At 63.0% G+C, this 15899-nt stretch carries 9 protein-coding genes and 1 pseudogene; 6 read left to right on the top strand and 4 right to left on the bottom strand.

Going from position 1 to position 15899, the window contains the following annotated elements:
• Position 1 precedes the first annotated feature (1 nt).
• Positions 2-82, top strand: a complete 81-nt coding sequence (locus tag ABE505_RS16840; protein ID WP_243720365.1) for an integrase core domain-containing protein — start codon at positions 2-4, stop codon at positions 80-82.
• Positions 83-230: 148 nt separating this feature from the next.
• Here the strand turns inward: ABE505_RS16840 and ABE505_RS16835 are convergent, their stop codons facing one another.
• Together ABE505_RS16835 and ABE505_RS16830 are read right to left on the bottom strand one after the other, a co-directional pair.
• A complete protein-coding gene (locus ABE505_RS16835) occupies positions 231-401 on the bottom strand; it encodes a DUF1508 domain-containing protein (protein WP_346445775.1) in 171 nt (56 codons plus the stop codon).
• A 228-nt stretch (positions 402-629) separates the two neighbouring features.
• Positions 630-7253 carry a DUF3320 domain-containing protein gene (locus tag ABE505_RS16830; protein WP_346445776.1) on the bottom strand — a complete coding sequence of 2208 codons (6624 nt, stop codon included), beginning with the start codon at positions 7251-7253 and terminating at the stop codon, positions 630-632.
• Between the two features lie 210 nt (positions 7254-7463).
• Here ABE505_RS16830 and ABE505_RS16825 point away from each other — a divergent pair, with 210 nt between their 5' ends.
• Complete coding sequence (locus ABE505_RS16825) at positions 7464-7955, top strand: helix-turn-helix domain-containing protein (RefSeq protein WP_346445778.1); 492 nt, start codon at positions 7464-7466, stop codon at positions 7953-7955.
• A complete protein-coding gene (locus tag ABE505_RS16820; RefSeq protein ID WP_346445779.1) occupies positions 7952-8608 on the top strand; it encodes a nucleotidyl transferase AbiEii/AbiGii toxin family protein in 657 nt (218 codons plus the stop codon). Before ABE505_RS16825 ends, ABE505_RS16820 begins: the two co-directional genes overlap by 4 nt.
• Before the next feature lie 460 nt (positions 8609-9068).
• Here ABE505_RS16820 and ABE505_RS16815 read toward each other — a convergent pair whose 3' ends face one another.
• Positions 9069-9335, bottom strand: coding sequence for a helix-turn-helix transcriptional regulator (locus tag ABE505_RS16815; RefSeq protein WP_346445780.1), 267 nt, complete (start codon positions 9333-9335; stop codon positions 9069-9071).
• A gap of 357 nt (positions 9336-9692) precedes the next feature.
• On the opposite strand from ABE505_RS16815, the gene ABE505_RS16810 reads away from it, so the two are divergent.
• The 3 genes from ABE505_RS16810 (at position 9693) to ABE505_RS16800 (ending at position 15230) form a co-directional block, all read left to right on the top strand.
• Positions 9693-12026 carry a TonB-dependent receptor gene (locus ABE505_RS16810; RefSeq protein ID WP_346445781.1) on the top strand — a complete coding sequence of 778 codons (2334 nt, stop codon included), beginning with the start codon at positions 9693-9695 and terminating at the stop codon, positions 12024-12026.
• 80 nt (positions 12027-12106) lie between these two features.
• On the top strand, positions 12107-14170 hold the full coding sequence (locus ABE505_RS16805; RefSeq protein ID WP_346445783.1) for an Atxe2 family lasso peptide isopeptidase: 2064 nt from the start codon (positions 12107-12109) through the stop codon (positions 14168-14170).
• 103 nt (positions 14171-14273) lie between these two features.
• Positions 14274-15230, top strand: coding sequence for a hypothetical protein (locus ABE505_RS16800; RefSeq protein ID WP_346445784.1), 957 nt, complete (start codon positions 14274-14276; stop codon positions 15228-15230).
• Between the two features lie 558 nt (positions 15231-15788).
• Here ABE505_RS16800 and ABE505_RS16795 read toward each other — a convergent pair.
• Positions 15789-15899 (bottom strand): annotated as a pseudogene (locus ABE505_RS16795) (IS481 family transposase); the annotation flags it as partial.

The following is a 15899-nucleotide window of genomic DNA, read 5'->3' as shown; positions in this document are numbered from 1 at the left end:
GATCCAGTTCTACAACCACCGGCGTCCGCACCAGGCGCTGGGCATGAAGACACCCGCCGAGGCATACGCTTTAGCGGCCTGACCTGTGCAGGAACCGCTGGGTCATTACACGGGCGCGCCGCTGTTACTGCCCGGCACAAGCGTCGCGATTGATCCCGGACAGCGCCAAGCCGCCAGTCCATCGATTGCGAAAAAGGGCGGGTCGTGCCCGCCCGAGGAAATGCTTTCGCTTATTCCCGCACGGGAGTGCTGCTATTGGTTGACTTAACAATGTCGATGCCATTCTGCGCATCGGACTTGTTGTGATAACCCTCCCCGGAATCGGCGATCTTCCTCCCGTTCGATGCGTAAAGGGTCCATCGCCAGTAACCAGCAGTGTCCTTATAGAGCTTAAAATACATGGTAAAGTCTCATGGCGCGCTGGGTTTAGCGCCCAATAATGAAATCACTATCCGGTCTCAAGCCTTGAGACTAGCTTACTGATTGATCCCTTTCAGTCAGTGATTTCAACTTTTAAGCAACACCAGAAAACGCAGCGATACAGAGCGGCCTTCTCCGCACTGACGTGGCGAAACAGATCGGGTTGGGTGGCTGCTGGAAGCGTCATCTCACGGGACGGACGATCCGGATTACAAGGCCAGCGTCAAACGCGCTCGGCTCGCGGCGCCCAGCTTCTGCAGTCCCAGGGCGCGCGCCATCGCGATGTATATCGATTCGCCTTGAGCACCGCGTGCGATCACGGCACGGGCCAGCGACGCTAGTTCCTGCAGGCTGATCTCGTCGGCTGCCCGCACGCTGTCCTCGTCGGCGGGCTCGCGAAAGGGAGGCTCTGTCGCAGGATCCAGATGTTCGGGCCAGTAGAACGTGCCAACCTTTTCATCCGTCGTCCGATAGCGGGCCCGAGCAAGTTGGAGCACGCGCTCGCGGATCCGTCCGCCCGTGCGCAACCAGCCGTGGGCGCGGGCGATGCGACGGGCCAGCAGGGCGTCGAGCACGGGTCCTTCGTGATCGACGACGTGGGCGATCATGGCCGACAGGATATCGTTGTACTCACCGTCAAAAAACCTATCGGGATTGGCCCCGGCGACAGCTTCGGTGGGATCTGTGACCCGATAGAGCGAGGCTTCCGGTGGCGTTATTTCTTCAGCATCCGTGTCGGCATGGGCTGCTACTGCGGAGACCTGGCGAGCAAAGACTTCCTCGACTTGCTGCGATGGAGCTGTTGCCGAGACTTCCGGTGCGATCGGGTCTGGTGCCTGGATGGGGGCCGCCGTTTCCTCGTCCGGCTTCGTCACTGACGCCATGGCTTGCACGATGGCCGCCTGCGCCAGGCGCTCGGCCTCGGCTTCGCGCTCTGCCTCTTCTGCACGCCGCTCGCGCTGGGCCGTGAGCACGGCTCGCAGGCGGGCATCCAACCTGTCGAGCGTGCCGGCCGGATCGATCCACCAGTCGGTGGACCAGACACGAACAATGTCCCAACCCAGCCCACGCAGGACTTGCTCGCGCAGCTTGTCGCGATCGCGCGCAGTGGCACTGCGATGGTAAGTGGCGCCATCGCATTCCACGCCGGCCAGGTAACGTCCGGGTGCATCGGGATCGACGATGCCGAGGTCGACACGGAACGAAGAGGCGCCGATCTGCGCCTGCACTTGCCAGCCGCGCTCGGTGAGGGCGGTGGCCACGGCCTGTTCAAAGGGGCTATCGAAGCCCCCCATGCTGCCGCGGTTGGCTTCTGCCAGCGCACGGGCACCGCGTTCGGCAAATTCCAGGAAGTGCTTGAGGTCGCGTACGCCGATGGCTTGCGTTCGTGCCAAGTCCATCTGCTCGGCCCGGAAGCTGGCGAACACGCGCAGTTCGTGACGTGCACGGGTAATGGCCACGTTGAGCCGGCGCTCGCCGCCTTGGCGGTTGAGCGGGCCGAAGTTCATGGCCAGTTGGCGTGCGGGGTCCGGGCCGTAGGTGATGGAGAAATAGATGAGATCGCGTTCGTCGCCCTGCACGCTCTCCAGGTTCTTGACGAACAGCGGTTCCAACTCGTCGTCGGCGAAGTAGGGCTCCAGACGTGGGTCCTTGCGTCGTGCGTCGTCGAGCAGGTCCTCGATCAGCTTCTGCTGCTCGGCATTGAAGGTGACAACGCCGATAGTCAGCCCGCTTTCTCGGAAACCGGCGGTTGTCAGCCGCGCCACGACATCGGCGACCAGCGCCTTGGCCTCTGCGGGGTTGGTCCGCGTGCCTCCCTTTTGATAGGCACCCGACACCAATTGCAAGCTGACCGCGCGATCATTGGTGACAGGGGAAGGAAAGGTGACCAGACCGCCGTCGTAGTAGGCATGGTTGGAGAAGGCGATCAGGCTTTCATGTCGGGAACGATAGTGCCAGTTCAGATTCCGGGTCGGCAGATTGGCGCCGATGCATTCGTCGAGGATGCTTTCCAGGTCGGCCTCGACGTCTTCGTCGTCCAGCCCGGATTCGGCGCGGTCGAAGAAGGACGTCGGCGGCAACTGTTTGGGGTCGCCGACCATGACGACCTGGCGGCCGCGGGCGATGGCACCGATCGCATCCCAGACCGAGATCTGCGAGGCTTCGTCGAAGATCACTAGGTCGAATGCGTTGGTCCCGGCCTGGAGGTACTGGGCGATGGACAGCGGGCTCATCAGCAGGCAGGGCGTGAGCTTGGTCAGCGCCTCCGGAATCTGGGCCATCAGTTCGCGCAAGGGTAGATGCGCGCGCTTCTTGCCCATCTCGTGCCGCAGCAGCCCCCATTCGGAGTTGCGGCTGACGTTGTCCTGCGAGGGCAGGTCAGCGCACAGGCGGGCACGCAGCCAGTCCCGGGTCAGGGAGGTGAAGCGCTCATCGAGCTCGCGGAAATCGCGGATGCGCTGTTCGTGCTCGGCGCTGACGAAACCGCGAATGACCGGATCATGATCGACCACGGCGTTGAGCCACCAGCGCGCGTAGTTAGTCTCGAAAGTTCGGCGTGCTTGGTCCGGGCCGACCTGGCCTTGCTCGATGCCCTGGACAAGCGTGGTCAGCCCGAGTGCCAGCGCCTCGTCGCGCGCCTGGCGCCATGCGCACCAACTGCGCAGCCCGTTTTCGGCGCGCACGATGGACTGGCTTTGCTCGATCAGCCCGTCGAGTGACATGGACTGCCACTGCGCCTGGGCAGCCTCGGCAAAATGTCCGGTTTTCGCGAGTGCCTCGCGCCGGGGTACCAGCTGTTCCCATTTCTCCACGTATCGAGCGCCGGCCAGCGCGATTCGACCACCGGGCTCCAGCAGTGCATTGGCATCGCCCAACAGCGCATGCAGCGGTGCCTTGCAGGCAGCGATCTGTTCGGGCGTGGTGGCCAGGCGGGCCAGAACGGCAGCCAGATCCTCTCGGAGCTGGCAGGCCTGTTCGAGATCATCCAGATTGGTGGCCAGGCCCTTCCACAAGCCTGCGGTGGATTCGCGCAAGTCGTCCAGGGCGGCCAGCGCCTGTTCCGTATCAGCCCGCTGGCGAAGCGTCTGATGGTCGCGTGCCAGCGTAGGGCCGCAAGCGCCTTCTTCGACCAGCGTATGGGCATCCAATGCACCATGTTGGGAATGGTCGCGCCAGTCGCCCAGGAAGTCGAGCGCGGCACGTAGTCGGTCGATTTGCGTGGCGTGGCCTGCCCATAGGCCGTCGGTCGCCGTTTCCAGCGATGCATGTGCAGCAATGTCTTGGTCGAGTTGGCGCAGCCGCCGTGCTCGCTGCAGATCGGCCTGCAGAGCGGCTCCGCATTGGCCAGTGGCGATGGCGTCGAAGCAGTCGTCTTCCCAGGCCTGGCCTGCGCGTACGGCAGCCAGGGCGGTTTGCCAGCGCAGGGCCGTGCGCACCTTGTCCTGTTGTGTGTCCAGTCCTGCCCAGACGTCAGCACATTCCGGGCCTGGAGCGATGGCCTGGATCTGCTGGCGCAACGCGCGGATGGCATTCCAATGCTGCAGATCGCTGGTGACGTCGGGCTGCGCGCCGCCTGTGATAGCGCTGGACAGTTGCACTGTGACCTTGCGTTGACCTAGCCAGGACTTGGGCCAGAACGTCTGCTTGGCCTGTTCCCACATGTGCTGCAACTGGGCGACGTCGAGCTGTTCGATCGTCTCGCCGTAGGGAGCCGACAGGGCAGCATGATGCTCGCTGAGCTGGGCCAGCAGGCCTAGTGCCTGGTTGAGCTGTATGGTGATGCGTACCGGCCAGGGCTCGCCGAGTTCTGTGCGAGTCTTCCGGTGCTCGGCGAGCAGGGCCAGCCCCTCAGCGCAGGCGGTCATGACAGAAGCGGGCCACGGCGTAGACAGTTGCGTATTCAGTTCCGCATGGCGGCGCACCAGTGCCGCGCATTCCTGCAAGCGTTGGCTCAGGCTGCGTGCGTCGGGCCGCAGGACAAAGCGCCAATCGCGTCCTGCCGCCAGAGGCAGGCGTTGGGCCAGGAGCAGCAGCGCTTCGCAGGTTTCGGGCGTCAACGTGTGTGAGGGCAGGCCGATGGCCTGGACAAACGCATCTGCGGATTCGATCGTCGCCTGGGCGGCGGGAAGTACATCATGCGCAGCGGCGATCAGTTGCTGCTGCCAGGTGGGCGACCAGTCTCCCTGGCCGACCAGGGCCAAGGGGTGCTGCGCCAGCGCGGCATGGCCAATGGCCTGAGCGTTGACTTCCAGGCGGTCTACGGCACTGCGCAACTGTTCGATGTCAACATGATCGTGCTGATCGGCCGAGGGCCAAGCTAAGAGAAATGTCCGGACGTCATGTCCCGCGCTGACGGTGCCGATGGCATCGAACAGGCTCAGGCCGTTGCGGCGACGCTGGTGAAGGCGTTCCACATAGGTGTTCAGCGCATCGCGCAGGCGTTTGAGCTTCTCGGCTTCGGCCCACCATTGCTCGGCATCGGCCTGGGCACTGCTGGACCAAGCCGATTGCAACTGCGCCAGCACGTCGAGCTTGCGGGCCTTGCTCGAGTGCAGCTCCAGGCAGAACTCGCCCAGGCCGATTTCGCGCAGGCGCCGGTAGACGACGTCCAGCGCCGCGATCTTCTCGGACACGAAGAGCACGCGCCGGCCTTGCGCCAGGGATTGAGCGATCAGGTTGGCGATGGTCTGGCTCTTGCCGGTGCCGGGTGGGCCGATCAGGACAAAATCCTTGCCCTGCGACGCGGCCAGCACGGCCGACAACTGCGAGGAGTCTGCCGGCAGGGGGCAGAACACTTGTTTGGGATCGAAGTGCTGGTCCAGTTCACGCACCTGCGGGAACGGAGCACCCGGTGGATAGGCATCGCGCGGGGTGTCCAGCAGATGGCGCACGACCGGGTTCTCGCGCAACTGCTCACTGTGCTCGGCCAGGTCTTTCCACATCAGGTACTTGGCGAACGAGAACATGGACAGCACCACGTCCTCGGTGACTTCCCAGCCCTTGATGTCCTTGATGGCGTGGCCGACGATTTTCCAGACCGCAGTGACATCCAGGCCGGCATCGTCCCGCGGTAGTTGGCCCTCGAGGGTGCCCAGGCTTAGTTCGAAGTCCTGGCGCAACATCTCGATCAAGGTCGGATTGAAGCGCGGCTCATCGTCGTGCAGGCTGAGCGTGAAGCCCGAACGGGCACTCTTGCGCTGCAGGCTGACCGGCACCAGGATCAAGGGGGCACGGTAGCGCTGACCATTGCGGTCCTCGCGGGTCCAGGACAAGAAGCCTAGGGCAAGATAAAGCGTGTTGGCGCCGCCTTCTTGCAAAGTCGTGCGAGCACTGCGAAACAAATCGACTAGACGTGAATCGAGCTCGGTTTCGGGAACGCTTACGAAAACCTCGCGTTTCTGCAGGGCTTCTAGCGCGTGCGCGCCGCGCATATTCTCGCGTTCGCGGGCTTCGTAGATGGCTTGGTCGCGTGGGTCGGCACCGTCCATCAGATCCGGACGCGGGCGCAGCTTCAGGGATTGGCCGCTGGCCAACAGGTCTTCGAGTGCGCCAGGGTCCGGCGCCTCCAGCTTGAGCGCCTTCTTGCCGGCCTTGAAATTGAGCAGATTGTTGCGAAGCGAAAGGTCCAGAAGCTTGCGCTGCCAGCGCAGCAGCCGGTCCCCCGGATCGAGCTGGCTGGCATCTTCCGCATTGGCCGGCGCGCTGTCCGGAAGGTCAGGCGCATCTTCGATCGTGGGAACGGCGGGCGTGGCCGATGACGCTTCGGTATCTGTTGCACCAGCAGTGAGCGCTTCCGCGCTGGCCAATGGTTTGATGCGCTGCAGCCGGGCCCGGCGGATGTCTACGGCCAATCGGAATTCCGCATCCCGGGATTCGTCCACCTGCTGGGCGCCGCGTTCGGTTGCATAGCTGAAGGCGGCGGTAGGGCGCTGCGTGGTCAGGGTGGTCTCGAACAGCACCAGTTCCTTGAGCCTGAGGCGCTTGCGCAAGGCGGTGACGTCGTCGACGACCGTGGTGGAGAATTCTTCGGGTTGCAGCCAGACGCCAGCAAAGGCGTGACCCTCTGTGAAGACAAGCAGGGGGTTCAATCCTGCCTGCTCAAGTGCGGCGCAGAACAGCAAAGCTAGGTCAAAACACGTTCCCAGTCCCGAGCTTTCGATCTGGCTGGGACTGCGCACCTTCTGGCCCGACTGCTCGAAGCTGGCGGGCGGCAAGGCATAGTCCAGCTGCATGCCGGCCGTGGCGGCCCAGATGGCCGAAGCTAGTTCCCAGGCGCGCTTGGCACCGCCGGCATATCCGTCCAGCGCAGGATTGCGATCGTTCTGGCGCAGCACCTCGGCGGTTCGCTTGAGCAGTCGATCCACGGCCGGATCGTTGGGCTGGACAAAGGCGGCGACCAGGTCGGGCAGATGCGAGATACCTCCCCATTGATTGCGGGGGAGTAACTCCAGGTGGATATCGCGTTGCGCGAGGGCAGGGGCGGAGGCATCTGCGTCCACTTTGCGCAGTGCCAGTGAGACCGCGGCCGTCGCGGCTTCGGTCAGCCGAGCCAGCAATCCGCCGTCCAGGCCCACATCCAGGTCGCGGATCGGATAGCGGGCGCCCGCTGCCAGCGTGTCGATCCGCCACCGGCGCGGCTTTAGGAAGGGCGGATCGGAAGTCAGGACCAACTCGACTTGCTCATGCGTCTGGTCGGTCTCGTTGATCAACCATAAATCCCGGACCAACGGGACTGCATTCTGAAAGTCCGCCAGGTTCAATTTGGCGATCAGGGTTGCGTCAATCTTCGGTTCGGCAGCGGCGGCCGAACCTTGCGGTTGTGTCTCGTCCATGGATTCCCCTGTGGTGCCCCGCCGTAACATGCATTACGCCCTGTTACGCCCTGCCACGATATTAGCGCTAGTTGCCAGACATTTCGGCAGGTAAAAGCCATGGCAGTTCGGGAGGTAGATTCGGGACCGGCGGATCCGGTTCTTGCAGGTCAGGGCAGGTGGGGGTAATATGTAAAAAATATCGGACATTTTAGTTGCTTGCTATCAGACATGAACCTCATCGATATCGGCCATGCCGTGCGGGTCCGGCGCTCTGAACTGGGCTTGTCTCAAGCGCAGTTGGCGCACCTCAGCGGCCTGTCTCGTCAGACGCTGGTCGGTCTGGAGAACGGCACCTTGAGCGATCTGGGTGTCAACCGGGTAGGGCAGGTCATGGCAGTCTTGGGCCTGAGCAGTCCGAAGCTGGATACCCAGGCGCGGCGCACGAAGCGCGGCCTGTGGATGGCGGCCAAGACCGCCAGTGTCAGCTATGCGCAAGAACTGGCGCCCGAGACGCTGGAGCAGGCCTTGGCGAGCGGTGAAGTGCCTGCTTCATTTGCTCCGCACCTGACGCATTTGCTGGATGAGGCGCCCGTGTCTGTCGTCGTGATGGCTGTGGAGGAGGCTGCCTCGCATACACACCAGCCGCCAAAGCAGGTCTGGCGCAACGTGGCGAAGCTGGCCGGATCGTTGTCCATGCATCGTCGCGAGCTGTGGGCATGAAGTCCGGAGCATTGCCCAGCGGTCCTTGGGAGAAGCTGTTCCCGCGGGCGCTGACGCTGATTGACGAGATCAGTCGACATGGCGGCATCACGGACCCGTTCTGGACGTTGGGTGGTGGAACGGTGCTGATGTTTCGGTACAGCCATCGGCTGAGCAAAGACATCGACATCTTCGTGCCTGACCCCCAGTGCCTCGGCTTTGTGTCGCCGCGATTGAGCGACACCGCTGCGGATTTGACGCAGGACTACACCGAGCAACCAGGTACCTTCGTCAAACTGCAGTTCGACGAGGGCGAGGTCGATTTCGTCGCTGCTCCCAATTTGCTGGACAATGCCTGGGACACATGGGATATCGGCGGTCGCGAAGTCAAAGTAGAGACTGCCGCTGAAATCATTGCCAAGAAGATGTACCACCGCGGTGATCGGGTCACGGCGCGGGATCTTTTCGACTTTGCGCTCGTGATCGAGCGCGAGCCTCGGCAGCTTCTGGCAGCGACGCCATTCCTTCTACGCCATCGGGAGGCATTCCAGTCTCAGATCCGAGCGCCGCATGCCAGCTTGCGCGCCGCGTTCGAGGCCATCGCCACGCTGGAGTACACGCCCAGCTTCGATCATTGCGTAGCCGTGGTCGGGGACTTCCTGGGCGAACTGTAGCCTCTTCGCATGTGGTCTTTCCCCGTCGTAGTGGAGCGCGCTAAGATGCATCCTGATCGACAATAAGCGCGGAAATGTCGACGCCGCGCAAATCCTTCCATAACCCGCGCCAACCTTAAACGCGCGATTTTGACGGTAGACGGCGACGGTATGGAATTTGTCGGTCACAGAAAATCCCTTAAATCAGAGGGACTTATGAGGCCCGTTGATGGGAAAGAGGGCTCGTTCCCGGCGCCGGCCTCATGAGCCTGAGGAAGCCCGCAGTGCGAGGGCTTCTTCGTGTTTGGAATGGTCTGCGGCAGGTTGTCTCCGTGTTAACAGGCTCCATCGCGCGACACGAAGTCAGCTCAGTTCTCGCCCCCACGCACAACGGCAGGTGCACGCGGACGGACGGATTTTACTATGCGCTTCTTACTTGTGCGCGTACCGGAAGCGTGCCGAGGCTGCGACAGCTTTGACTCTATGAAGGCTTGCGATTTGCCTCAGCAACCGCCTCCTCAAACCTCTTGACGAACTCAATCAGATCCAGGCCGCAATGCATGCAGATGTCCCGCAGCTCCAGAAGGTCGAGCCGGCGTTGCCCCCGTTCGACATTGCTGACGTAGGACTGCGGACGCACCAAAAGATCTGCTAGGTCCGCCTGATCGAGGTTTGCCTCGTCTCGCATCTTGCGAACGAGCTTGGTCAGGATCTTGTACTCCGGTCGATGGATCGATTTCTTGCCCATGTGGTGTCCCTCCGTTGGTAGGCACATAGACCATAAATCTGCTTTTCACATATCCGAAAAACGGATATGCTCGGGTCGGGGCGTCCTTGGGTGGGACCACTAGCCAGGCAGCGCAGTCGCGACGGCGCCCCCGAAATGCCGGCGTACGTGGACGCACCGACCAGCAACGGAAGATGTCACATGCCTTGGGACACGGTAGGTAGCGGGCGGAGCTTTGCCTTCGAGGATGGTTCGGGTGTGCGGGGGAGGCCGGGGGACTGCGCCAGTGGGGCAGTGGGCGCGTCGCGCTGGCTTTCAACGCGGATGCGAACGGCGACCGCGGAAGGTCATCGATGGAGGGCGAAGCAGCGCCCAAGCGTGCTCGCGGTCGCAATCGCGACAGTCGTGGCAGTCCTCTTCATGCCGGCAGCGGCCGCCCGGGAGAGTCGCGACCGTGATCCGCAAAAAGGTAATAAGCACGCTGAAGCCAACGCCACCCAACTCGACACCATCCAAGTCACCGGCACCCGCATCCGCGGCGGCACGACGCCTTCGCCGGTGGTCGTGATCGGCAGCGGGCGCATCCAAGAGGAAGGCTTTGCGGACCTCGGCGAGGTGATCCGCAGCATCCCGCAGAACTTCGGGGGTGGGCAGAACCCAGGCATCATTCCGTTCACGGTCTCTGGCGCGGGTGCTCAGAACACGAACCTCAGCGGTGGGTCGGCGTTGAATCTGCGCGGGCTGGGCGCGGATGCCACATTGACCCTGCTCAATGGCCGCCGCATGTCCTACGACGGCATCTCGCAGGCGGTGGACATCAGCGCGATTCCGGTGGAGGCGGTAGAGCGCGTCGAAATCGTGGCCGATGGTGCGTCAGCCATCTACGGCTCCGATGCGGTCGGCGGCGTGGGCAACGTCATTCTTCGCCGGGACTTCGAGGGCGTTACCTTCGGGGCCGGCTACGGGAGGTCGGACGAGGGCGGCCTCACCACACGCGAGTACAGTGCGACTGCCGGCCATATTTGGTCCACTGGCGGGGTGATCGTCACCTACAAGGACGTGACGGCCGATCCCATCTACGCACGGCAGCGGGCCTACACGCAGTTGCTGCGCGAGCCGTACACGCTGTACCCGGGCAGCGATCTGCGCAGCGGGCTGGTCAGCCTGTCGCAGGCGATGGGCGGCCGTGCGGAGTTGCACGTGGACGCGTTCCGCACCGAGCGGGGCCAGGCGTATGGAGCGCAGGACAACCTCAGCAACGTGTCCATCCAGGCCACGCCGAAGTCCACGGCCACGTTGTTGTCGCCCAGGCTCGATGTCTTTTTGCCGAAGGACTGGACGTTATCAGTCGGAGCGACCCGGTCGAAGAATCGGCTGGATCACGCGCAGTCCATCACCTTGCCGGACACCGGCGCAGTGCTGCAGCGCACGCAGCTTTGCTATTGCAATGAAGGCAGCAGTTACGAGGTGGGCGTTGAGGGACCGTTGGTGGCGTTGGCTGCCGGCGACGTGCGCGTCGCAATCGGCGCCGGACGGCGCGAGAACAGCTTCCTCGAGTACAACCAGGTCACCCATGTCGCTGCGATCGAGGGCGAAGAGGCTGCGAAGTTCGCCTATGCCGAACTGCAAGTGCCGGTGCTGGGTGGGGACGGCTCGGGCCAGCGCTTGGCGCTGACGGGCGCAGCGCGCTACGAGGACTACGACAGCTTCGGCAGTGTGCTGACGCCGAAGCTCGGCGCGATCTACAGCCCGGCCGCGGATGTGACGCTCAAGGCCTCGTGGGGGCGTTCGTTCAAGGCCCCAACGCTGTTCCAGCTCAACCGGCAGCGCATGGCGGGCTACAACTACGCGGCAGCCTATGGCGGCAGCGGATATGCCCCGAACGCCACCGTGCTGCTGCTCGATGGCGGCAATCCGGATCTCGGCCCAGAGCGCGCCCGCACCTGGACCGCATCCTTGGCGTTCCACCCAGCCGCGGTGCCTGGGCTGGAAGCCGAACTGACCTGGTTCGACATCGACTACACCGACCGCGTGGTGGCCCCCATCACGCCCACCTCGCAGGCGTTGCGCAATCCGGCGTTCGCGGAGTTCGTCACCTATGCGCCGAGCGCAGAGCAGCAGGCGGCGACCATTGCCGGCAGCACGTTCCTGAACTACATCGGCCAGCCGTACGACCCCAGCAACGTCGTGGCGCTGGTGCATGCGTACTACACCAATGTCTCCCGACAGCGGATCCGCGGCCTGGACCTGTCCGGGTCTTACGGATTCGACCTGGGCGGTGGGCGGCTGACGGTACGCGGTGCGGCGAGCTGGCTTTCCAGCACCCAGCAGACGACCGGCGCCGAGTTCGACCTGGCGGGCACGCTCCACAACCCCTCGAAGCTGACAGGCAGGGTCGGTACGGTCTGGGCGCGCGGCGGCCTGTCCGCCTCGGTCTTCGCCAACTACCGGCAAGGGCTGGAGAACGTGGCGGCCTTTGAAAAGACGGCCTCGTTCACGACGGTGGACACCACGCTGCGCTACGCGTCGAGTGTGGAGGGCCCTCTCCTTCGTGACTGGGTGCTTGGCCTATCCGTGCAGAACCTGTTCAGCCGGTCGCCGCCGCTGCATGACACGACGGTGCTTACGCCCTATCTGGTGCCGCCTTACGACGCGACCAACTTCTCGGCGATCGGCCGGTACTTCAACGTTTCCGTATCGAGGCATTGGTAATGGTCGGCACGACGATGAACTTGCTCAACGTGTGTCGGACGCCTTGCACAGGACTGGCAGTACGCCGATGGATGTGGACGGTGGTGGCTGTGCTGATTGCCTGGGCCGGTGCTGCGCCGGCCGGTGCGATCTCGCCGCGTCGGCTGGTGGAGGTCGCGGACTTCAGCGGCGTCACGGTCTCGCCCGATGGTCGATCTGTGGCCTACCGGATCGAGCAACCCACGGTAGAGCGCAACACCTACGATTCGGTCTGGTACGTCCAGGACATGGAGGCCGCCTCGCCACCGCTGCGAGTTGCGGACGGCGGCACGCCGCTGCGGGAGCAAGCCGGGCTGTCGATCCCAGCACTTCCGGTGTGGTCGCCCGATGGGCGCTGGATTTACTACCGGGCGTTGCTGGACGGACGGGTCGACGTGTGGCGCGCCGCTGCGGATGGTTCGGGTGCCGAGGTGCTGACGCAAGGCCCAGCCGATGTCCGTGCTTTCACGCTGAGCGCGGATGGTGGGGAACTGCACTACAGCGTGGGCGCCGCGCGCGATGTCGTGATGGCAGCCGAGCAGGCGGAGTACGAGCGGGGCATCCGTATCGATCGGACCGTGCCGTTGGGCCAGCCGGTGTTCCGGTCCGGCTATGTGGATGGGCGCCTGGCCACGCAGCGCCTCAAAGACAATGAAGTCCTCCGCTATCCGCTGCTCGACGATGTGCCGGATCGTTGGACGGCGCTGGACCTGTCCACGCGCGAGCGGCGCGACCTCGAACCCGGCCGGATGCCGCCGGCGCCGCTTGCCAACGTGGAACTTGCGCCTGGGTATGGCGATGTCCAGCTGCCGCGGCCAGAGCCTGCGGGCCGCCGCATCGCGTTGATCACACGCATAGGCGAGCGCAACGGCCTGCGCGACAGGCCGGGAACGGCGCTGGCCGTGCTGCCGCACGCGCGGGCGCGCATTCCGGTCCTGTGCGAAGCGGAAGCCTGTGCCAGCGGGGTGATCAATGCGGTGCAATGGCGCCCGGGCACGGATGAAGTGCTGTTCACCGTGGAGGCGCCCAGCGAGGGGCATGCGCAATCCATCCATCGTTGGAACGTGGAGACAGGTGCGGTGCACCCGGTCGTGCGCAGCCGGGGGTTGGTGAATGGCGGGGTGCGCCTGATGCCCAGTGACTGCGGCGTCTCCACCAGGACCCTGGCCTGCGTGGTGGCCGAGGCGGACCGTCCGCCCCGGTTGGAACGGATTGATATCGACAGCGGCGTACGCGTGGAACTGTTCGACCCCAATCCCGCATTAACGGCCGACATGGCCACCACGCAGGTGCGGCTGCTGCGGTGGACGGATGCCAATGGTCAGGAATTCACGGGGCAGTTCTACCCGGCGCGTCATGCGGGGCCGGGACGGCCGCCGCTGTTTGTCAGCTATTACTGGTGCAAGGGCTTCGTGCGCGGTGGGCTGGGTGAAGAGCTGCCCTTCGCATCACTGGCGCAGGACGGCATTGCCGCGCTGTGCATCACCCTGGCGCCGTCGAGGGAAGATGGCGTCGAGCAGTACGAGCAGGGGCGGTCTGCCGTCGAAAGCGTGGTCGCGCTGCTGGCGGCTCAGGGCGAAATCGATCCCGAACGCGTGGGTATGGGCGGGCTGAGCCTGGGGTCGGAAATCACCATGTGGACGGTCATGCACTCGCAGGTGCTGACGGCGGCCTCAGTGAGTTCTCTGGGGCTGTCCCCGCTGTATCACCTGCTGCTCAGCAACTTCGGCGATGCGTTCCCAACGCGCCTACAGGCAGGGTGGCAGCTGGGAGCACCGGAAGAAACGCCAGAGCGGTGGCGCCAGTTCTCGCCGTTGTTCAACCTGGACCGCATTCGTGCGCCGATCCTGATGCAGCTGCCGGAGCAGGAGTACATCCATTCGTTGGACTATGCCGTACCGCTGATGCGCGAGGGTCGGGCGGACCTGTACGTCTTTCCGCACGAGCCGCACCAGAAGTTCCAGCCTAAGCACAAGCTGGCGGTGTACGAGCGCAACCTGGACTGGTTCCGCTTCTGGCTAAGGGGTGTGGAGGACCCGAACCCGGCAAAGCGCGCGCAGTACGCGCACTGGCGGGCGATGAAGGTTGGCTTGTCGGTTGCGGCGAGAGGAGACGACGGCGGCTAACTGTGCACCTACTCCGAACAGCTTCTTGGTCGGCATCTGCATCACAAGTTTGGTGCGAGTAAGCGATAGTGATCACGCTTGGTAAGAAGAGGACTCCTGTATCGTGAGCTACGCTCAGATCATGAGCGTCGTCGGTGAACTTTGGAGCGTCATGCTAAGGAATTTTTTTGTAGGAGCGACTTGGATCTTGGCTTCCGCGTTTGCGGTGCCGCAGGTAGCGGCTGGGGAAGCGGAAGTTGATCCTAATGCGCGCATGCACCAATGCGAGGATTGCCATACCTTGGATCAGGTGCGAGGTGTCGGTATGAGTTTGGCGAGAATGAGGTGTGGCGTCGCTGAGACTCACGTCTTCAGCCTGAAACACAGATTCATTCAACGGGTCCAGGCGGGCGCAGGCGGCTATTGCGGTCCGACCCCAAACCCTTACGTCGGTTTTCCGGAAAATGATCCCGCTATCGAGGAAGCTTTCGCTTACATGCTAGAGGCGGAGGGGCATACGCCTCAGATCTTCCGCATGCAACAGGTGATCATTGGTGATATCGGCGGAATTGGCGGGCTGCACAACCCAGTCGAAGTGGCTGTGGGTGGGCGACATGGTCAAGCTTATGGTGGATTTCAGCAGGCGATGAAGAGCTGTTTTAGCGATGCCGTTTGCCTTCGCAGAATCCATCCTGGGCTTGCTAGTATTGCCGGTGCAAACAGCGCCCTTCGCGGAGTTAATATTTCTATTATTGGTAGTGGTGCGGGCGTCAACTGGGAGAATGATCCGCCCACTCACGATGTGTGGCTTTGCAATGCAAACCAGGACTGCGCGTTGGTCAAGTTCAGGAATGGCGAGTGGACGTTTGTCGAATCTCGGGCGGAGGGCGGGCGAGGCATTCGTTATCCTGAGCCGGATGAGAATTTGGATTATAGGATTGACAATCCTGAGTCGTTCGAACGAGTGCGGCGCGGATTTCAGAGCGCAGGCTTCTCTTTCGTTGGTGGTTGGGGTCTACGCTCCATTACCACTTGCGTAACAGTAGCCGGTTCAAGAACTTGTACGACTAGAACCATGTAAAGCCTTGTTTTTATCTGAAAGTGGGAAGAGCGCGCCGCGTTATTTCGTCAATTTCTGATCTGTGAGGCAACGCGCTACTTGTGCGCCCGGGAATCTGACGAAAACCAGTTGCTGGGAGACTTTACGATAATCTCAATAGCCCCGTCTTTGCGCGGGGCTATTTTACATTCTGGGTCGCTGGAAGGTTTGCATCACCGCATTACGTCCGATCAGCGTAGCGCCTCATCAGGGGCTGAACTCGACAGGGGCGGCAGCGTGGCGCACCCTTGATGCCTGACAGGTTAAACGCACCGCAAATCTTCTAGCTCAGTCCCTGAGACAAGATGCGGTCGGCTAAGGAAAGGCTCGATCGCGAGACCTAGAACTGGCCAGTCTATGCGGGCTCATCTGGGGCTCAGGCTCTGTTTCGTTCGCAACTGCGGAGTTCCGCGGGTTACCCCGATGAAAACTACTGATGCCGGACCCAGTTCTCGACCATGCACAGGTCGAAGATGCGGGTGAAGGCTTCTCCGCGTTCTGGGCTGTCATGGCGCATGAAATCGCCGATTGCTATCTTATCTAGCTGTGTAAAGCCAGCACGTTGTTCACAGTTATCGGAATTCTGGAGATAGGCGGGTTGTAGCCGAGGCTGGCATGGGGTCGATGCCAGTTGTAGGTGTGCAGCCAGTG

Source organism: Luteimonas sp. TWI382 (genome assembly GCF_039674545.1).
Classification (GTDB): domain Bacteria; phylum Pseudomonadota; class Gammaproteobacteria; order Xanthomonadales; family Xanthomonadaceae; genus Luteimonas.
This window is presented reverse-complemented; position numbering and strand designations above follow the sequence as displayed.